13 protein-coding genes are annotated in these 19,006 nt (G+C 62.6%); 4 read left to right on the forward strand and 9 right to left on the reverse strand.

Annotated elements, in window-relative coordinates; all coding sequences use genetic code 11:
- Nucleotides 1-273: 273 nt before the first annotated feature.
- Nucleotides 274-1,473: a formaldehyde dehydrogenase, glutathione-independent gene (gene fdhA / locus ABE528_RS25245; protein WP_152959013.1), complete on the forward strand. Its 1,200-nt coding sequence runs from the start codon at nucleotides 274-276 to the stop codon at nucleotides 1,471-1,473.
- Nucleotides 1,474-1,565: 92 nt separating this feature from the next.
- Here the strand turns inward: fdhA and ABE528_RS25250 are convergent, their stop codons facing one another.
- On the reverse strand, nucleotides 1,566-2,135 hold the full coding sequence (locus tag ABE528_RS25250) for an RHS repeat-associated core domain-containing protein (RefSeq protein ID WP_346654391.1): 570 nt from the start codon (nucleotides 2,133-2,135) through the stop codon (nucleotides 1,566-1,568).
- Between the two features lie 58 nt (nucleotides 2,136-2,193).
- Nucleotides 2,194-2,769 carry an RHS repeat-associated core domain-containing protein gene (locus ABE528_RS25255; RefSeq protein ID WP_346654392.1) on the reverse strand — a complete coding sequence of 192 codons (576 nt, stop codon included), beginning with the start codon at nucleotides 2,767-2,769 and terminating at the stop codon, nucleotides 2,194-2,196.
- A 236-nt stretch (nucleotides 2,770-3,005) separates the two neighbouring features.
- On the opposite strand from ABE528_RS25255, the gene ABE528_RS25260 reads away from it, so the two are divergent.
- On the forward strand, nucleotides 3,006-3,578 hold the full coding sequence (locus tag ABE528_RS25260) for a DUF2780 domain-containing protein (protein WP_152957937.1): 573 nt from the start codon (nucleotides 3,006-3,008) through the stop codon (nucleotides 3,576-3,578).
- Nucleotides 3,579-3,663: 85 nt separating this feature from the next.
- Here ABE528_RS25260 and ABE528_RS25265 read toward each other — a convergent pair whose 3' ends face one another.
- On the reverse strand, nucleotides 3,664-5,013 hold the full coding sequence (locus tag ABE528_RS25265; protein ID WP_152957938.1) for an APC family permease: 1,350 nt from the start codon (nucleotides 5,011-5,013) through the stop codon (nucleotides 3,664-3,666).
- Nucleotides 5,014-5,233: 220 nt separating this feature from the next.
- On the reverse strand, nucleotides 5,234-6,121 hold the full coding sequence (locus tag ABE528_RS25270) for an acyltransferase (RefSeq protein ID WP_346654393.1): 888 nt from the start codon (nucleotides 6,119-6,121) through the stop codon (nucleotides 5,234-5,236).
- 182 nt (nucleotides 6,122-6,303) lie between these two features.
- Between ABE528_RS25270 and ABE528_RS25275 the strand changes: the two genes are divergently transcribed.
- A complete protein-coding gene (locus tag ABE528_RS25275; RefSeq protein WP_346654394.1) occupies nucleotides 6,304-6,804 on the forward strand; it encodes an ATP-dependent zinc protease in 501 nt (166 codons plus the stop codon).
- Nucleotides 6,805-6,919: 115 nt separating this feature from the next.
- Here ABE528_RS25275 and ABE528_RS25280 read toward each other — a convergent pair whose 3' ends face one another.
- The 5 genes from ABE528_RS25280 to aceE form a co-directional block, all read right to left on the reverse strand.
- Nucleotides 6,920-7,543 (reverse strand): glutathione S-transferase, encoded by a 624-nt coding sequence (locus ABE528_RS25280; protein WP_152957941.1) that lies wholly within the window; start codon nucleotides 7,541-7,543, stop codon nucleotides 6,920-6,922.
- A gap of 3 nt (nucleotides 7,544-7,546) precedes the next feature.
- The gene (gene msrA, locus ABE528_RS25285; protein WP_152957942.1) at nucleotides 7,547-8,215 is read right to left on the reverse strand and encodes a peptide-methionine (S)-S-oxide reductase MsrA; all 669 of its coding nucleotides are present in this window, start codon (nucleotides 8,213-8,215) and stop codon (nucleotides 7,547-7,549) included.
- Nucleotides 8,216-8,353: 138 nt separating this feature from the next.
- Nucleotides 8,354-11,038 carry a GGDEF and EAL domain-containing protein gene (locus tag ABE528_RS25290; protein WP_152957943.1) on the reverse strand — a complete coding sequence of 895 codons (2,685 nt, stop codon included), beginning with the start codon at nucleotides 11,036-11,038 and terminating at the stop codon, nucleotides 8,354-8,356.
- 293 nt (nucleotides 11,039-11,331) lie between these two features.
- The gene (gene aceF / locus ABE528_RS25295; protein WP_346654395.1) at nucleotides 11,332-12,942 is read right to left on the reverse strand and encodes a dihydrolipoyllysine-residue acetyltransferase; all 1,611 of its coding nucleotides are present in this window, start codon (nucleotides 12,940-12,942) and stop codon (nucleotides 11,332-11,334) included.
- 13 nt (nucleotides 12,943-12,955) lie between these two features.
- Nucleotides 12,956-15,601, reverse strand: a complete 2,646-nt coding sequence (gene aceE / locus ABE528_RS25300; protein ID WP_152957944.1) for a pyruvate dehydrogenase (acetyl-transferring), homodimeric type — start codon at nucleotides 15,599-15,601, stop codon at nucleotides 12,956-12,958.
- A gap of 383 nt (nucleotides 15,602-15,984) precedes the next feature.
- Between aceE and glnE the strand changes: the two genes are divergently transcribed.
- Nucleotides 15,985-18,918, forward strand: coding sequence for a bifunctional [glutamate--ammonia ligase]-adenylyl-L-tyrosine phosphorylase/[glutamate--ammonia-ligase] adenylyltransferase (gene glnE, locus ABE528_RS25305; RefSeq protein WP_346654396.1), 2,934 nt, complete (start codon nucleotides 15,985-15,987; stop codon nucleotides 18,916-18,918).
- Nucleotides 18,919-19,006: the final 88 nt, after the last annotated feature.

The following is a 19,006-nucleotide window of genomic DNA, read 5'->3' on the forward strand; positions in this document are numbered from 1 at the left end:
AGGTTGTTGCACGAATTGCCGGGGCCGCGGCGCGGGCCCTCGCCGGCCAGCGCGGCTCCCACAAGAACCGCGTATGCCTGTAACCTCGTGATAATCCCACGAAGGGGACAGCGCATTTTCCCCTGCCGTTAAAAGGCATCTCCCTGTCGCTTCCAGTCAGTGCAATCTGCCGTATCAGGCCCACAATTCCCTGCATTCCAGTAACACAAGCCGCCCATGGATGGCGGCGCGTTCACCACCGCTGCATAAATATAAATCAAGCGAGGTAAGAGCATGTCTGGCAATCGTGGAGTGGTGTATCTCGGCGCGGGCAAGGTCGAGGTACAGAAGATCGACTACCCGAAAATGCAAGACCCACGCGGCAAGAAGATCGAGCACGGCGTGATCCTCAAGGTGGTTTCCACCAACATCTGCGGCTCCGACCAGCACATGGTCCGTGGCCGCACCACTGCCCAGGTCGGCCTGGTCCTGGGCCACGAAATCACCGGTGAAATCGTCGAGCTGGGGCGTGACGTAGAACGCCTGAAGATCGGCGACCTGGTGTCGGTACCGTTCAACGTCGCCTGCGGGCGCTGCCGCTCGTGCAAAGAGATGCACACCGGTGTCTGCCTCACCGTCAACCCGGCCCGCGCTGGCGGTGCCTACGGCTACGTCGACATGGGCGACTGGACCGGCGGCCAGGCCGAGTACGTGCTGGTGCCGTACGCCGACTTCAACCTGCTGAAACTGCCGGACCGCGACAAGGCCATGGAGAAGATCCGTGACCTGACCTGCCTGTCAGACATCCTGCCAACCGGCTTCCACGGCGCCGTCACGGCTGGCGTTGGCCCAGGCAGCACCGTCTACGTCGCCGGCGCCGGCCCGGTCGGCCTGGCCGCCGCTGCCTCGGCACGCCTGCTGGGCGCCGCCTGTGTGATCGTTGGCGACCTCAACCCGGCTCGCCTGGCCCACGCCAAGTCCCAGGGCTTCGAAGTTGTCGACCTGTCCAAGGACACCCCGCTGCACGAGCAGATCGTCGACATCCTCGGCGAGCCGGAAGTGGACTGCGCCGTCGATGCCGTTGGCTTCGAGGCCCGCGGCCACGGCCACGAAGGTGCCAAGCATGAGGCCCCAGCCACCGTGCTGAACTCGCTGATGCAAGTGACCCGTGTAGCCGGCAACATCGGTATCCCAGGCCTGTACGTGACCGAAGACCCGGGCGCGGTCGATGCCGCCGCCAAGATCGGCGCGCTGAGCATCCGCTTCGGCCTGGGCTGGGCCAAGTCGCACAGCTTCCACACCGGCCAGACCCCGACCATGAAGTACAACCGCCAGTTGATGCAGGCGATCATGTGGGACCGCATCAACATTGCTGAAGTGGTCGGCGTGCAGGTGATCAACCTCGATCAGGCGCCGGAAGGCTATGGCGAGTTCGATGCGGGTGTACCGAAGAAATTTGTAATCGACCCGCACAAGATGTGGGGCGCGGCTTGATGCCGTGAGGTAACGAAGAGCCCCTCATATCGAGGGGCTTTTTTATATGGCTGCTCGTCAGGGCTTTCGGCCCGCCCAGCCTTGCTGGTTTTTTAGCGCCTGATTCTTGATCTTTCGCCTCGGTAGTCTTTTTCAGCTTTAATCTCTTTCATGGATTTGATCAGCCAATAAATCATCGCGACGATCACTGCCACAATAAGTATGACGAAAAGTAATGCCAAAGCGTTGTGACCTGTAGGGTCTCTACGGTTTATCGGATCCCCCTCACAGTAGGCATAGGCATTCAATCCACCTTTATCGAACGGACTTTCGTCGTCCGGCGACTGAAAGCGCATGAGTCTCGAATTATAATTGCGCTGGCCATTGCCCAGTGGGTAGAGTCCGAGAATGTCGCGGTATTCACCATTGAAGCCCAGCGACGAATCTTCCCTTGTCGCGTCGGGACTGTACCCATATGGCGTGTAAGAAAACGAACTGGGGGAAGAGGTCTTCAGGCTATTGATTACAGATCGGCTAAGACCGGTGCCGAGCAGATTTACCGGATTTGTACCGCGTTTTTCCGCCAGCGGCATATCTTGGTGACGAAACAGTGAAGTTGCCTGGCCTCTCGACTTGATGGTACGCAGGTGGCTGCCCTGATAGAAGTTCTGGTGAACGGTCACTCGTCCATCCTCGTGTATGTGTTTGACCTGCCACTCGACGGAGGGGCTTTTTTTCGGCTCAGCGCCGAATTCTGGATCTTTCGGAGCGAGGGAGATAGCCCCCTGGTTTCTTCTTTACCAGGTGGTTCAGAAGCAGTCCGATGCCAACTGCCAAGGCAATGATCACCAATACGATGATGGCGATCAGCAATCCGAAGAAGTGGCCTGTCGGATCTCTGCGGTTTATCGGATCTCCTGCGCAGTAGGCATAGGCATTCAATCCACCTCTATCGAACGGACTTTCGTCGTCCGGCGACTGAAAGCGCATGAGTCTCGAATTGTGATTGCGCTGGCCATTGCCCAGTGGGTAGAGTCCGAGAATGTCGCGGTACTCACCATTGAAGCCCAGCGACGAATCTTCCCTCGTCGCGTCGGGACTGTACCCATATGGCGTGTAAGAAAACGAACTGGGGGAAGAGGTCTTCAGGCTATTGAGTACAGATCGGCTAAGACCGGTGCCGAGCAGATTTACCGGATTTGTGCCGCGTTTTTCCGCCAGCGGCATATCTTGGTGACGAAACAGTGAAGTCGCCTGGTCTCTCGACTTGATGGTACGCAGGTGGCTGCCCTGATAGAAGTTCTGGTGAATGGTCACTCGTCTATCCTCGTGTATGCGTTTGACCTGCCACTCGACGGGTAGGTGTTGGTTTCCAGTGTCTGTTGGTTTGGATCAACGCTACAACTGGCAGAAATGCTAGGTCGATACGGTACGTTCGCTGTCAGGCAGGTAGGTGAGCCGCGTAAACCCGATGCATGGCCTGGAACAAACCTTGTTCCAATCAGTCGAAGTCCTCGTTTCCCAGGCCATCCCGGCCGACGAGGTCCCTCCCGATGAAAGCATTCACCCTGGCAACCCTGATGACCCTGGCCGCAAGCCCGGTGTTCGCCTTCAACCTCAGCGACGCCGCCAACGCCGTCTCCTCCATGCAGAACCAGCAGCAAGGTCAGGTACAGGCACCCGAAGGGCAGGCCAACCTGCTCAACACCCTAGGCAGCCAGCTGAACATCACCCCCGAACAGGCCGTGGGCGGGGCAGGGGCCATGCTGGGGCTGGCGCGCAATAACCTGAGCAGCGACGACTATGGCCAACTGACCAAGGCCGTGCCGGGCCTGGACCTGCTGTCTGGCGCCAATGCCCTGGGCGGGCTGAGCGGGTTGGGTGAATTGCTGGGCAACGACAAGGGCAGCCAGTCGGCCCTGGACAAGGCGCTGGGCAACGATGTGCAGAATCGCAGCGACCTGGACAGTGCGTTCAAGGCGCTGGGGATGGATACCGGGATGATCGGGCAGTTTGCGCCGTTGATTCTGCAGTATCTGGGGCAGCAGGGGATTGCCGGGTCGTTGTTGCAGAATCTGGGAGGTTTGTGGACTACACCGGCGCCGTTGACCCAACCTTCGGTCTGATGATTCTTTAGCGCCAGTGCCGGCCCTGTCGCCGGCAAGCCGGCTCCCACAGGGGGTGTACCTGCGGGAGCGGCCCTGCGTTCGGTCAGGCAGCTTCGCTGAAGTCCACCAGGCGCACCCGACGGCGGAAACCGGCGGTCAGTACCGCCAGGTATGCCAGGCCAAACGCAAACCAGCACAGCCCAATCACCAACGTCAGCGCCGACAGGCTGGTCCATAGCCACAGGGTCAACCCCAACCCCACCAGCGGCACCAGGCCATAGCACAGCAACCCCTTGAGGTTACGCTGAGCGCCATCATCCATCAGGTGCGTCTTCACCACCGCCAGGTTCACCGCCGAAAACGCCACCAGCGCACCGAAGCTGATCAGCGAGGCGAGGGTAGCGAGGTCGATCACCAACGCCAGCAGCGAGAACGCCGACACCAGCGCAATGGCAAATACTGGCGTGCCAAAGCGTGGCGACAGGTAGCCGAAGCTGCGCCGTGGCAGCACGTTGTCACGCCCCATGGTGAACAGAATGCGCGACACCGCCGCCTGCGAGGCCAGCGCCGAGCCCAGGCTGCCGGCAACGTAAGCTGCCGTGAAGAAGTTGGCCAGGAACTGCCCGCCCGCCTTGAACATCACTTCGTTGGCCGCCGCATCGGCATTGGCGAAGGTGGTGCCCGGCATCACCAGTTGGCTGACGTAGGCCAGTACGGTGAACAGCACGCCGGCAAACAGGGTGGTGAGGATGATTGCCCGTGGCACGTCGCGGCGGGCGTCGCGGCATTCTTCGGCCAGGGTCGAGACGGCGTCGAAGCCGAGGAATGACAGGCACAGCACCGCAGCACCCGCCATGATCGCGCCGAACCCAGGCTTGGAGCCATCGCCCAGCAGTGGCGACAGCAGGTCCAGCGGCTGGCCGGCCAGCGATTGGCACGACAGCGCGACGAACACCACGATGAAGACGATCTGCGCCCCGACGATCAAGTTACTAGTCTTGGCCACCGAATGGATGCCGACCACGTTGAGCACCGTTACCAGCACGATCGAGGCCAGGGCAATGGACCACGCCGGGATGGCCGGGAAAGCGATGTTGAGGAACAGGCCGATCAACAGGTAATTGATCATCGGCAGGAACAGGTAGTCGAGCAGCAGCGACCAGCCGGCGAGAAAGCCGACGTTGGGGCCGAAGGCCATGTTGGTGTAGGAGTACGCCGAACCCGCAACCGGGAAGCGCTTGACCATGAAGCTGTAGGACGCGGCGGTGAACAGCATGGCTACCAGGGTGACCATGTAGGCGCTGGCGGTGCGGCCACCGGTGAGTTCGGTGACGATGCCGTAGGTGGTGAAGATGGTCAGCGGGACCATGTACACCAGGCCGAAGAACACCAGGGCGGGGAGGCCGAGGACACGGCGCAGTTGGGCGGAGTTGGAGCTGGGTGGGTTGGCCATCGATCGATCCAGGCATTTTTGTAGTTGTGCTTTGGTCGATTTTTATCCACTTGGGTGGGTGATGACAAAAAAGTATTACTTATTCTGATTATTAGCCTGGATTTTAATTGGAGCTTTGCAGTGCCTGTAGCGGCCTCTCGCGGATAAATCCGCTCCTACAGGAATCGCTACCCGTAGGAGCGGATTTATCCGCGAGAGGCCAGTGCAGGCATTGAAGATCTCAGCGCATTTGCGCACGCAGTTGCTCAATCCGCTGGTCCTTCTCCAGCCACAACTGGTTCACCCAGGCCTGCACGGTCTGGCGGAACGCAGGGTCATTCTCGTAATCCCCATCCCACAAGGCCGGGTCCAGCTCACGCACCTGAATATCGATAATCACCCGGCTGATGCTGCCATTGAGCAAGGCCCAGAACCCCGGCGCCTGGTTGCCGGGGTAGACGATGGTCACGTCCAGCAGCGCATCCAGCTGCTCGCCCAGCGCCGCCAGCACGAACGCCACGCCACCGGCCTTGGGCTTGAGCAGGTAGCGATAGGGCGATTGCTGCTCGCGGTGCTTGGCCTCGGTGAAGCGGGTGCCTTCGAGGTAGTTGACCACGGTTACCGGCTGGCGCTTGAACAGCTCGCAGGCGGCCTTGGTGATCTCCAGGTCCTTGCCCTTGAGCTCCGGGTGCTTTTCAAGAAACGCCTTGCTGTAGCGCTTCATGAACGGGTAATCGAGGCCCCACCAGGCCAAGCCCAGCAGCGGTACCCAGATCAGCTCCTTCTTGAGGAAGAACTTGAAGAACGGCGTGCGGCGGTTGAGGCTTTCGATCAGCGCCGGGATGTCGACCCAGGTCTGGTGGTTGCTGACAGCCAGGTACGAGGTGTCCTTGCGCAGGTTCTCGACCCCGCGGATGTCCCACTGCGTCGGGATGCACAGGGCGAAGATGGCCTTGTCGATTTCCGACCAGGTCTCGGCCACCCACATCACCGCCCACGAGGCATAGTCGCGCCCACGGCCTGGCAGCACCAGCTTGAGCAGGGCGAAGACCAGCAGCGGGCAGATCAACACCACGGTGTTGAGCAGCAGCAGGGTGGTCGTGAGAATGCCGGTAAACAGGCGACGCATAAGGAAACTCTTGTTGTGGGAAATTAGCAGGGCGCAATGATAAGCAGCGCCGGGGTCTACGCCAAATGTCCAATGCCCGATGGTGGGGACAAATGTTTCACAACATGTTGGTTAGGCTTGTGACAGCGAACCTATTCAGCCAGTGCAGTCTAAGCACTGACCCTTTTCAAGGAAGCCTGCCTGTGAAATCTCTGCTTGCCCTGTTATCGCTGTTGGCGTTGCCGGTGATGGCTGCCGAACCCACGCTGTATGGCCGTTACGAGAAGATCAAGTTGCCCGAGCTTGGCCAGACCCTGGAGGCCAAGATGGACACCGGTGCCTGGACTGCCTCGCTGTCGGCCAAGGATATCGAGCTGTTCACCCGCGATGGCGAGGAGTGGGTACGGTTCCGCCTGGCCACCAAGGACTCCGACGGCAAGGTCTATGAGCACCAGGTCTCGCGCATCAGCAAGATCAAGGGCCGTGTCGATGATGAAGAAGAGGGTGATGCGCCGGAGAGCTCCAAGCGGCCGGTGGTCGACCTGGAGATGTGCCTGGGTGGCGTGAAGCGCACCATGGAGGTCAACCTGGTGGACCGCAGCCACTTCAACTACCCGTTGCTGATTGGCTCCAAGGCGCTGCGCCAGTTCAAGGCGGCAGTCAACCCGGCCAAGAAGTTTACTGCGGGCAGTCCTGACTGCTGAATTTGATGTGGGCCTTACCGGCCCTTTCGCGGGTAAACCCGCTGCCACAGGTACTGCACAGCCCTTGAAGCCTGTGCCGTTCCTGTGGGAGCGGGTTTACCCGCGAAGAGGCCCTTCAGGCCACCGGAGCGGTAGCTACCATCGACGGCCGCTTGGCCGCCTCGGCATACCACGCCGCCAAGCCAGGCTGGCGCTCACGCCAGCCGAACTCTGGCTGACGCAGGTCCAGATACCCTAGCGCACAGGCCAAGCCGATTGCCGCAAGATCGAACCCGGACGCCAGCTCGGCCAGGTGCTCCTGCTCAAGGTTGGCCAGGCTGCGGCGAATCTTCTCGGCCTGCGCCTCGAGCCAGCCATCCCAGCGCTTGGCTTCAGGCCGCAGGAAGCTCTCATAGCGGCTCGACACCGCCGCATCCATGATCGCATCGGCCTGCGAGGCCAGGGTCATGCGCCGCCAGCGCGCCGAACCCTCGCGCGGCAGCAGCGGCAAGCCGACATGCTGCAGGTCGAGGTACTCGCAGATCACCCGGCTGTCGTGCAGCACGGTGCCGTCTTCCAGGCGCAGGGCCGGGATCTTGCCGATCGGGTTGTCGTGGTTGAGCTGCTCGTCGCCGTTCACCGGGCTGATGTTCACCGGCTGTAGCGCGACACGGTCAAGCTGGCCAGTCTCGTGCAGCACCACCATGACCTTGCGCACGAAGGGCGACAGCGGCGAGTGGAACAGGGTCATCGTGCTCATGGTTCAGTTGCCCTGCAGGCTCGGTGGCAGGCACACGCCGGTGCCGCCGATGCCGCAGTAGCCGTCCGGGTTCTTGGCCAGGTACTGCTGGTGGTAGGCCTCGGCGAAGTACACGGTCGGTGCCTGGTCGATCTCGGTGGTGATCTCGCCGAAACCGGCCTTGCTCAGCTCGGCCTGGAAGGCGTCGCGGCTGGCCTTGGCCTGCTCCAGCTGTTCCGGGCTGGTGCAGTAGATGGCCGAGCGGTACTGGGTGCCGATGTCGTTGCCCTGGCGCATGCCTTGGGTCGGGTTGTGCAGTTCCCAGAACATCGCCAGCAGCTCCTGGTAGCTGACCTTGTCCTTGTCGAACACCACCAGCACCACCTCGGTATGGCCGGTAAGGCCCGAGCAGACTTCTTCGTAGGTCGGGTTCGGGGTGAAGCCGCCAGCGTAGCCGACCACGGTGCTGACTACGCCTTCACGCTGCCAGAAGCGCCGCTCGGCGCCCCAGAAGCAGCCCAGGCCGAAGATGGCGAAATCGATGGCACCTTCGAAGAACGGGCCGAGCAGTGGGGTGCCTTTGAAGACGTAGTGGAATTCGGGCAGCTGCATGGGCGTTTCGCGGCCAGGCAGGGCCTGCTCTGCAGTTGGCATGACGTTTTTGTTCACCAGGATTTCCGAGCGCAGGACCATGGCTGTTCCTCTGTATGTCAGTTGAATTCGGGTTGGCCCCATCGCGGATAAATCCGCGCCTACAGGGATTGCGTAGGAGCGGATTTATCCGCGATGAGGCTCGAATGGGATCTAGTGTGCCCGACCTTGAAGCAGCTGTCAGGCCATTGGACCGCGGGGGTAGCGCTTGAGTTTTTCTTCAAGCTCCCGGCCCGGTATCGGCCGGTCGAACAGGTAGCCCTGGCCGACGTCGCAGCGGTGCCTGCGCAGGAACGCCAGCTGCTCCGGCGTTTCGATCCCTTCGGCCACTACCTTGAGCTTGAGGTTGTGGGCCATGGCCACCACCGCCGAGGTGATTTCCATGTCGTCCTGGTTGTCGGGGATCTCGTTGATGAAGCTGCGGTCGATCTTGATGATGTCGATCGGGAATTTCTTCAGGTAGCTCAACGACGAATAGCCGGTGCCGAAGTCGTCCATGGCCAGGGTCAGGCCCAGGGCCTTGAGCTCATCGAGCTGGCGGTGGGTGTCTTCGGTGGCTTCCAGCAGCAGGCCTTCGGTCAACTCCAGCTCCAGCAGGTGCGGCGGCAGGCCTTCTTCCTTGAGGATCGAGCCGATCGAGGCCACCAGGTCAGGGTCGGAGAACTGCTTGGGCGACAGGTTGATGGCCACGTGCAGGCAGCCCATGCCAGCTTCCTGCAGCTGCTGGCTCATGCGGCACGACTGGCGCACCACCCACTTGCCGATGGGAATGATCAGGCCGGTTTCTTCGGCCACGCTGATGAACTGGTCCGGGCGGATCATGCCGCGCTCGGGGTGGTTCCAGCGCAGCAGCGCCTCCAGGCCTAGCAGGCGGCCGCTGCGCAGGCACAGCTTGGGCTGGTAGAACACCTCCAGCTCGTTCTGGGTCAGGGCGCGGCGCAGGTTGTTCTCGACGAACAGCTTGTAGCTGGCTTCGGCGTTGAGCACTTCGGTGAACACCTGCACCTGGTGCTTGCCGTTGGCCTTGGCCTTGTGCAGGGCAAGGCCGGCGTTTTTCATCAGGGTGGTCGGGTCGCTGCCGTGCAGCGGCGCGCAGGCCAGGCCCACCGAGGCGGTAACGTTGATCAGCTGGTTGTCGACGAACATCGGCTTGTCGAGGGTACGCAGCAATTGCAGGGCAACGCCCTGGCCGTCTTCCAGGCTGGTGTCGTCGAGCAGCACGGCAAACTCGTTGCTGGCGAAACGGGCAAGCACGCCGTTTACGCTCAAACTGTTGCGCAGGCGCCGGGCCAGGCTGATCAGCAGCTTGTCGCCGGTCTGGTGGCCGAGGCTGTCGTTGATCCGCTTGAAATTGTCGATGTCCACCAGCAGCAGGCAGATCGGGTTCTCGCTGTCGCGGGCGAAGCGCTCGTCGAGCTTGCGGATGAACGCCGGGCGGTTGCCGAGGTTGGTCAGGTTGTCGGTATAGGCCAGGCGCTCGATGCGCTGCTGGGCCAGCTTGGTCTGGGTGACGTCTTCGTAGATGCCGATGTAGTGAGTCAGCTCACGGTTGTCGCCATACACCTTGGAGATCGACAGCTGCCCCCAGTAGGGCTCAAGGCTTTTGCGCCGGCTCTTGAACTCGCCCTGCCAGCTGTTGCCCATGGCCAGGCTCGACGGCGAGTCGAACAGCAGTTCGCTGAGGTTTTCCAAGGCTGGCAGCTCGGCCAGGTGGTGGCCCTGGACTTCCTCGGTGCTGTACTGGGTAATGGCCGTGAAGCTTGGGTTGACGTACTCCACCACACCGTCGCGGTTGACCAGCAGAAAGGCGCTGGCGCTCTGTTCCACGGCCCGCTGGAACAGGTGCAGGGCGCTGGCGGCAGTGCGCCGGTTGTGGTTGGTGATGACCTGGGCGAACTGGTCGGCCAGCTCACCGGCAAAGGCGATTTCATCGGACTGCCAGGCGCGCGGCTGGCCGGTCTGCTCCAGGCACAACACGCCGACCACCTGGCCATCGACGCGGATACTGGCGTCGAGCATGGCGTTGTTGTCGGCATACAGGCTCTCGGCCAAGTCACGGGTCCGAGGGTCGTGATTGGCGTTGTGCGCGTCGATGGCACGGCTGGCATGCAGGGCTTCCAGGTAGTCCGGGAAGCGGCTGGCATCGATCGGTTCGGGCAGGCGGTGCGCCTGCTCGTCGCGCAGCCAGGCGCTGATCGGCTCCAGGCGCTGGTCGTCCAGATGCCAGATGCTGGCGCTGTCGACCTTGTAGATTTCGCAGGCGCTGCGGGTGATCAGCTGGGCCGCTTCGAGCAGCGAGTTCCCGGCGCTGTAGCGCTGGCGGGCCAGGCGCAGGATGAGGTCCTGCTGGGCACGCACGCGTTCCAGGTGCTCAAGCTGTTCTTGCTGGGCACGCTGGTTGATCTGCAGGGCCAGCTGCAGGCGGTTGTTGCGCGATTCCAGGTCGTTGGTGTCGAGGTCGCTGTCGTCTTCGTCGTCGAGCACCGTCAGGAAGCCGCGCAGCAGCTGGCGGTTGTGCTGCTTGAACGCCTCGCCGGCTTCCAGCAGGCGCAGCGCGCGGGCCTGGGTATGCAGGGTGTAGCGCACGCGGTAGTAGCCACGGTTGCTCAGTTGCAGCTGGATTTCATCGTGCAGCCGGTAGCGAGCCTCGGGCTCCATCAGGCTGGCGTAGGGCGAATCGATCAGTGCGCACAGCTCGGAAGCGGGCAGGCCAAACTGGCGATCGCAGGCCGGGTCGAGGTAGAGCATCGCCCAGTTGGCTTCGTTCAGCCTTTCGAAACGCAGCATGCCGAGCCGCGAGGGCACGGGAAGCTGCGTGACGACCTCGGCCGCCACACGGCTGGCGGCATCGGGTTGGCTTTTCATCGAAGACTCGCTTGAAGGGGGACGCGGCCTGGGCGGCGGCGCATCTGGCAAGGTTGCATCATGTCCCTGAGGCTGGCAAGCGGCCATGAGGGCTGTCATGTATATGTTTTCGGCCGCTGGGCTGAAATCCTTAGGCGGCAGTTGGATTATTGGGGGCGGGCGGCGCTCGATCTCCCAGGCGTTAAAACACTACAGGCGGACAAAAAAAAGCCCCGCCAACTGGCGGGGTTGAGGTACGAGCGTGGCAGCTCGAAAAGAGTACTGCCCCTCGCAAGGAGGGGCAGTGTGCCGCCTTACAGCAGCATGGTGCGGATATCGCCCAGCACGTCGCCCAGGCGCTTGGTGAAGCGCGCGGCGGCAGCGCCATTGATCACGCGGTGATCGTAGGACAGCGACAGAGGCAGCATCAGCTTCGGCTGGAAGGCCTTGCCATCCCAGACCGGCTGCATGGTCGCCTTGGAGACGCCCAGGATCGCCACTTCCGGCGCGTTGACGATCGGCGTGAAGCCGGTGCCGCCAATGTGGCCGAGGCTGGAGATGGTGAAGCAGGCACCCTGCATGTCGTCAGCCGACAGCTTCTTGGTGCGCGCCTTCTCGGCCAGTGCAGCGGCTTCGGCAGCCAGTTGCAGCAGGCTCTTCTGGTCGACGTTCTTGATCACAGGGACCAGCAGGCCGTCCGGGGTGTCCACGGCGAAGCCGATGTGCACGTACTTCTTGCGGATGATGGCCTTGCCGCTTGGCGCCAGCGAGCTGTTGAAGTCCGGCAGTTCCTTGAGCAGGAAGGCGCAGGCCTTGAGCAGCAGTGGCAGCACGGTCAGCTTGACGCCAGCCTTCTCGGCCACGGCCTTCTGCGCAACGCGGAAGGCTTCCAGCTCGGTGATGTCGGCGGAGTCGAACTGGGTCACGTGCGGCACGTTCAGCCAGCTGCGGTGCAGGTTGGCGGCACCGACCTGCATCAGGCGGGTCAGGGCGACTTCTTCTACTTCACCGAACTTGCTGAAGTCCACGGCCGGAATTGGCGGGATGCCCGCACCACCGGTTGCGCCAGCGGCTGCTGGTGCTTCCTTGGCCTTCTGCATCATCGCCTTGACGTAGACCTGCACGTCTTCTTTCAGGATGCGACCGTGCGGGCCGGTGGCGGCAACTGCGCCCAGCTCGACGCCGAATTCACGGGCCAGCTGGCGAACTGCCGGGCCTGCGTGAACCTTGGCGTTGCTGCCGGCAGCCGGCGCGGTAGCGACCGGCGCTGGAGCAGCGGCAGGTGCGGCAGCCGGGGCAGGTGCAGCGGCGGCTGGGGCCGGGGCAGCAGCAGGCGCTGCGCCAGCAACCTTGAGCTTGAAGATCAGGTCGCCAGTGCCGACTTCGTCTTCCAGCTTGCACAGCACTTCTTCGACCACGCCGGCAGCAGGCGACGGGATTTCCATGGAGGCCTTGTCGGACTCCAGGGTAATCAGCGACTGGTCGGCTTCGACGGTGTCGCCGACCTTGACCAGCACTTCGATGATCTTGGCCTTGCCCGACGAGCCGATGTCCGGCACGTGGATGTCTTGCACGCTGGCGGCAGCCGGGGCTGCGGCCGGAGCAGGGGCCGGTGCTGCTTCAGCGGCTGGCGCTGGAGCAGCAGCCTGGGCAGGAGCGGCAGCCGGAGCCTCAGGGGCCGCAGCAGCGGCGCCCTCGGCTTCCAGAACCAGCAGCTCGTCGCCTTCTTTCAGGCGGTCGCCCAGCTTGACCTTCAGTTCCTTGACCACACCGGCCTTGGGCGCCGGGATCTCCATGGAGGCCTTGTCGGACTCCAGGGTCAGCAGGCTCTGGTCAGCCTCGATACGATCACCGACCTTGACGAACAGCTCGATGATTTCACCTTCACCGCTGCCGATGTCAGGTACGCGAATGAGTTCGCTCACTTAAAAATACTCCTCAGCAGTCCAGTGGGTTGCGCTTGTCCGGGTCGATGCCGAACTTGACGATGGCGTCAGCCACAACCTTGGGTTCGATCTCGCCGCGGTCAGCCAGGGCTTCCAGGGCAGCCAGCACCACGAAGTGGCGGTCGACTTCGAAGAAGTGACGCAGCTTCTTGCGGCTGTCGCTGCGACCGTAACCGTCGGTACCCAGGACCTTGAACTCTTTGCTCGGCACCCACTGGCGAATCTGCTCGGCGAACAGCTTCATGTAGTCGGTGGACGCGATGACCGGACCTTTGCGACCGTTCAGGCACTGCTCGACGTAAGTCTGCTGTGGCTTCTGGCCAGGCTTCAGGCGGTTGGCGCGTTCCACGGCCAGGCCGTCGCGACGCAGTTCGTTGAAGCTGGTGACGCTCCACACGTCGGCGCCGACGTTGAACTCTTCGCGCAGGATCTTCGCGGCTTCGCGGACTTCGCGCAGGATGGTGCCGGAGCCCATCAGCTGTACATGGTGCGCGGCTTCGCGGGTGTCTTCTTCGAGCAGGTACATGCCCTTGATGATGCCTTCCTCGACACCGGCCGGCATGGCTGGCTGCTGGTAGGATTCGTTCATCACGGTGATGTAGTAGAAGATGTCCTGTTGCTCTTCGGTCATCTTCTTCATGCCGTCCTGGATGATCACCGCCAGCTCGTAGCCGTAGGTCGGATCGTAGGTGCGGCAGTTCGGGATGGTGCCCGCCATCATGTGGCTGTGACCGTCTTCGTGCTGCAGGCCTTCACCGTTGAGGGTGGTACGGCCGGCAGTACCGCCGATCAGGAAGCCACGGGTGCGGCTGTCGCCAGCGGCCCAGGCCAGGTCGCCAATGCGCTGGAAGCCGAACATCGAGTAGAAGATGTAGAACGGCAGCATCGGCTGGTTGTGGCAGCTGTACGAGGTACCGGCAGCGATGAACGACGACATGGCGCCGGCTTCGTTGATGCCTTCCTCGAGGATCTGGCCCTTCTTGTCTTCGCGGTAGAACATCACCTGGTCTTTATCGACTGGCTCGTAGAGCTGGCCGACCGACGAGTAGATGCCCAGCTGGCGGAACATGCCTTCCATACCGAAGGTACGGGCTTCGTCCGGGATGATCGGGACGATGCGCTGGCCGATGTCCTTGTCCTTGACCAGCTGCGCGAGGATGCGCACGAAGGCCATGGTGGTGGAGATTTCGCGGTCGCCCGAACCGTCCAGGATCGCTTTCAGCGTTTCCAGTGGCGGGGTCGGCACGCTGAAGCTCTTGGCGCGGCGCTGTGGCACGAAACCGCCCAGGGCAGCACGGCGCTCGGCCAGGTACTTGGCTTCGGCAGAACCTTCTTCCGGCTTGAAGAACGGCAGGTTCTCAAGGTCGGCATCCTTGACCGGGATGTCGAAGCGGTCACGGAAGTGACGCAGGCTGTCGACGTCGACCTTCTTGGTGTTGTGCGCGGTGTTCTTGGCTTCGCCAGCACCGGTACCGTAACCCTTGATGGTCTTGGCCAGGATGACGGTCGGCTGCTCTTTGTGGTTCACAGCCTGGTGGTACGCCGCGTAGACCTTGTACGGGTCGTGGCCGCCACGGTTGAGCTTCCAGATCTCGTCGTCGGACAGGTCTTCGACCATGGCCTTGAGCTCTGGCGTGTTGAAGAAGTTCTCACGCACGTACGCGCCGTCTTTGGCTTTGTAGTTCTGGTACTCGCCGTCGATGACTTCGTCCATGCGGCGCTGCAGGGCACCGTTGGTGTCCTTGGCCAGCAGTGGGTCCCAGAAGCGGCCCCAGACGACTTTGTTGACGTTCCAGCCACCGCCACGGAACACGCCTTCGAGTTCCTGGATGATCTTGCCGTTGCCGCGAACCGGGCCGTCGAGGCGCTGCAGGTTGCAGTTGATGACGAAGATCAGGTTGTCCAGCTTCTCGCGGCCGGCCAGGGCGATTGCGCCCAGGGATTCCGGCTCGTCGCACTCGCCGTCGCCCATGAAGCACCAGACCTTCTGCTTGCCGGCCGGGATGAAGCCACGGGCTTCCAGGTACTTCATGAAGCGCGCCTGGTAGATAGCCTGGATCGGGCCCAGACCCATGGATACGGTCGGGAACTGCCAGAAGTCAGGCATCAGCCATGGGTGCGGATACGAAGACAGGCCGTTGCCGTCCACTTCCTGACGGAAGTTGTTCATCTGGTCTTCGTTGATGCGGCCTTCCATGAAGGCACGGGCGTAGACGCCTGGCGATGCGTGGCCCTGGAAGAAGATCAGGTCGCCGCCATGTTCTTCAGTTGGCGCCTGGAAGAAGTAGTTGAAGCCGATGTCGTACAGGGTGGCACTGGAAGCGAAGCTGGAGATGTGGCCGCCCAGGTCCGAATCCTTCAGGTTGGTGCGCATCACCATGGCCAGCGCGTTCCAACGCACCATCGAGCGAATGCGGCGTTCCATGAACAGGTCGCCAGGCATGCGTGCTTCGTGGGTGACAGGGATGGTGTTGCGGTATGGCGTGGTGATCGCGTACGGCAGCTGGGAGCCACTGCGGGTGGCCAGCTCGCCCATGCGGGTCATCAGGTAATGAGCGCGGTCTTCGCCTTCTTTGTCGAGGACCGACTCCAGGGCATCCAGCCATTCCTGGGTTTCGATTGGATCGAGGTCTTGCATGGCTTGCTCCAGGGCGGAAAGGCCACCAGAATCGGGGGCCTGAGTTTGCGACTGGCCTTATGGGCAGACGTCGTGAATTCTTGGATTACCGGGGTGTCTCCCGGCGCCGTGTAGTTTTACTACATTTGCTCCGGCATTTCATGCTTTTGCGCGTCATGGGTAGTAGTAAAACTACACAAATGCGACGTTTGGTCGCACCTTGGCTTGTGAGGAAAAACGTTCATGTTGGTTGGCGGTGTGTCGCGAACAGGTGAATCTTGATGTTTCTTGCCAATGATTCGTTTTTTTCAGCTATTTCCAACTTTTGTATGACAGTCCAACCGTGGTCCGGCTTCCTCTTGGCCGCTTTTTCCCCTCCATTTCACGCCGATCAAGGATAGACCATGCGCCTACCTTTGCCGCTCGAACTGCCTGCTTCCCTGCAACCGCTGGTCGTTCGCAACCAGCAGTTCCTGAGCGATGCCGTGGCAGGCCACGCCGACCTCGACCTGCACACCTGGAGCCCATTGCACCGGCAACAGTTCGATCAGGTTGCCGCTGCCAGTGACTTCGTCCTTGGCGTGGCCCAGCGCGAGCCGGCCATGCTGTTTGCCCTGATCGCCAGCGGTGAACTGGACCGCCGTTACGTTGCGGGCGAGCTGCGCGGGCAGATCGCCGCGGCGGCCCAGGCCGCGCAAAGCGAAGACGAGCTGGCGCGCAACCTGCGCCGCGAGCGCAACCGCCAGCAGGTGCGCATCATCTGGCGTGACATCACCCGCCAGGCCGAACTGGGCGAGACTTGCCGCGACCTGTCCGACCTCGCCGACGCGGCCATCGACGAAGCCTACCAATGGCTGTACCTGCGCCACTGCCAGCAGTTCGGCACGCCGATCGGCAACCGCAGCGGCCAGCCGCAGCACATGGTGGTGCTGGGCATGGGCAAGCTGGGCGCGGTGGAATTGAACCTGTCGTCGGATATCGACCTGATCTTTGCCTTCCCCGAGAACGGTGAAACCGAAGGCGTCAAGCGTTCGCTGGAAAACCAGGAATTCTTCACCCGCCTGGGGCAGCGCCTGATCAAGGCGCTCGACCCGGTGACCGTCGACGGCTTCGTGTTCCGTGTCGACATGCGCCTGCGCCCCTATGGCTCGGCCGGCGCACTGGTGCTCAGCTTCAATGCACTGGAGCAGTACTACCAGGACCAGGGCCGCGACTGGGAGCGCTACGCGATGATCAAGGCGCGGGTGGTGGCCGGTGATCAGGCCGCTGGCGCGCAGCTGCAAGACATGCTCAAACCCTTCGTGTACCGGCGTTACCTGGACTTTTCGGCGATCGAAGCGCTGCGCACGATGAAGCAGCTGATCCAGCAGGAAGTGCGGCGCAAGGGCATGGCCGACAACATCAAGCTCGGCGCCGGTGGCATCCGCGAGGTCGAGTTCATCGCCCAGGCCTTCCAGCTGATCCACGGCGGCCGCGACCTGAGCCTGCAACTGCGGCCATTGCTCAAGGTGCTGGCAACCCTGGAAGGCCAAGGTTACCTGCCCCCCGCCGTGGTGGCAGAGCTGCGCGAAGGCTATGAATTCCTGCGTTACACCGAGCACGCCATCCAGGCCATCGCCGACCGCCAGACGCAGATGCTGCCGGACAGCGAGCTGGACCGTGAGCGTGTCGCCTATATCCTCGGTTTTGCCGACTGGCAGAGCTTCCACGAGCAGTTGATGTACTGGCGCGGCCGGGTCGACTGGCACTTCCGCCAGGTCATCGCCGACCCCGATGAAGACGAAGGCGAAGGCGAGCTGGTGGTGGGTGGCGAGTGGTCGCCGCTGTGGGAGCAGGCCCAGGATGAAGAAGCCGCGGGTCGTCAGCTGGAAGAGGCCGGTTTCAAGCTGCCGACCGAAGCGTTGCGCCGCCTCGCCGCACTGCGCGCCAGCCCGCAGCTGCGCTCGATGCAGCGCATCGGCCGCGAGCGCCTGGATGCCTTCATTCCACGCCTGCTGGCCCAGGCCGTGGAGCATGACAACCCGGACCTGGTACTGGAACGCGTGCTGCCGCTGGTAGAGGCCGTGGCACGGCGTTCGGCCTACCTGGTGCTGCTCACCGAAAACCCGGGTGCCTTGCGCCGCTTGCTGACCCTGTGCGCGGCCAGCCCATGGATCGCCGAGCAGATCGCTCGCTACCCGTTGCTGCTCGATGAGCTGCTCAACGAAGGCCGCCTGTTCAGCCCGCCACTGGCGCCAGAGCTGGCTGCCGAGCTGCGCGAGCGGCTGACGCGCATCCCCGAGGACGACCTGGAGCAGCAGATGGAAGCGCTGCGCCACTTCAAGCTGGCCCACAGCCTGCGTGTGGCCGCCTCGGAAATCAGCGGCAACCTGCCGTTGATGAAAGTCAGCGACTACCTGACCTGGCTGGCCGAAGCCATTCTCGACCAGGTGCTGGCCCTGGCCTGGCGCCAGACCGTGGCCCGTCATGGCCAGCCCAAACGCAGTGATGGCAGCTTGTGCGAGCCGGGCTTCATCATCATCGGCTATGGCAAGGTCGGTGGCCTGGAGTTGGGCCATGGTTCGGACCTGGACCTGGTGTTCATTCACGATGGCGACCCGCAAGCGGAAACCGACGGCGCCAAGCCGATCGACAGTGCGCAGTTCTTCACCCGCCTGGGCCAGCGCATCATCCACCTGCTGACTGCCCAGACCAACTCCGGCCAGCTGTACGACGTCGACATGCGCCTGCGCCCGTCCGGCGCGGCGGGGCTGCTGGTCAGCTCGCTGGGGGCGTTCGAGCGTTACCAGCAAAGTGAGGCCTGGACCTGGGAGCATCAGGCCCTGGTCCGTGCCCGTGTGCTGGTGGGCTGCAAGCAGGTGGCGACGGCGTTCGAGGGCGTGCGCGCCAAGGTCCTGGGCCAGGCCCGTGATCTGGGCAAGTTGCGCAGCGAAGTGAGCGAGATGCGTGCCAAGATGCGCGACAACCTCGGCACCAAGGCCACGCTTGCCGGTACCGCGGCCAATGCCTTCGATGCCGGGGTGCCGTTCGATATCAAGCAGGATGCCGGCGGTATCGTCGATATCGAATTTATGGTGCAATACGCCGCTTTGGCCTGGTCTCACGAGCACCCGGCCATACTCCGATGGACCGATAACATCCGCATTCTGGAAGAGCTGGAGCAGGCAGGTTTGATGCCGGCCAGTGACGCGGTGCTGTTGCGTGAGGTGTACAAGGCGTTCCGTTCGGCGTCGCACCGCCAGGCCCTGCAGAAGCAGGCCGGGGTGATCGACGCGGCGCAGTTTGCCGATGAGCGCCGCCAGGTGCGGCGGATCTGGGGTGAGCTGGGGCTGACCTGAAGGCCCGGAAAGGGTCTGAGTGGTACACTGTCCGCCACATAGCCTGAATATAAAGAGGGGAGGCCAGGCTGTATGCAGCCTGTAGCCT

Origin of the sequence: Pseudomonas sp. TWI628 (genome assembly GCF_039673865.1) — a bacterium.
Classification (GTDB): domain Bacteria; phylum Pseudomonadota; class Gammaproteobacteria; order Pseudomonadales; family Pseudomonadaceae; genus Aquipseudomonas.

Bases quoted from the DNA above. Each gene is read 5' to 3' on its own strand.
- fdhA (WP_152959013.1), top strand. From the start codon at position 274: ATGTCTGGCAATCGTGGAGTGGTGTATCTCGGCGCGGGCAAGGTCGAG.
- ABE528_RS25260 (WP_152957937.1), top strand. From the start codon at position 3,006: ATGAAAGCATTCACCCTGGCAACCCTGATGACCCTGGCCGCAAGCCCG.
- ABE528_RS25265 (WP_152957938.1), bottom strand. From the start codon at position 5,013: ATGGCCAACCCACCCAGCTCCAACTCCGCCCAACTGCGCCGTGTCCTC.
- ABE528_RS25270 (WP_346654393.1), bottom strand. From the start codon at position 6,121: ATGCGTCGCCTGTTTACCGGCATTCTCACGACCACCCTGCTGCTGCTC.
- ABE528_RS25280 (WP_152957941.1), bottom strand. From the start codon at position 7,543: ATGAGCACGATGACCCTGTTCCACTCGCCGCTGTCGCCCTTCGTGCGC.
- msrA (WP_152957942.1), bottom strand. From the start codon at position 8,215: ATGGTCCTGCGCTCGGAAATCCTGGTGAACAAAAACGTCATGCCAACT.
- ABE528_RS25290 (WP_152957943.1), bottom strand. From the start codon at position 11,038: ATGAAAAGCCAACCCGATGCCGCCAGCCGTGTGGCGGCCGAGGTCGTC.
- aceE (WP_152957944.1), bottom strand. From the start codon at position 15,601: ATGCAAGACCTCGATCCAATCGAAACCCAGGAATGGCTGGATGCCCTG.
- glnE (WP_346654396.1), top strand. From the start codon at position 15,985: ATGCGCCTACCTTTGCCGCTCGAACTGCCTGCTTCCCTGCAACCGCTG.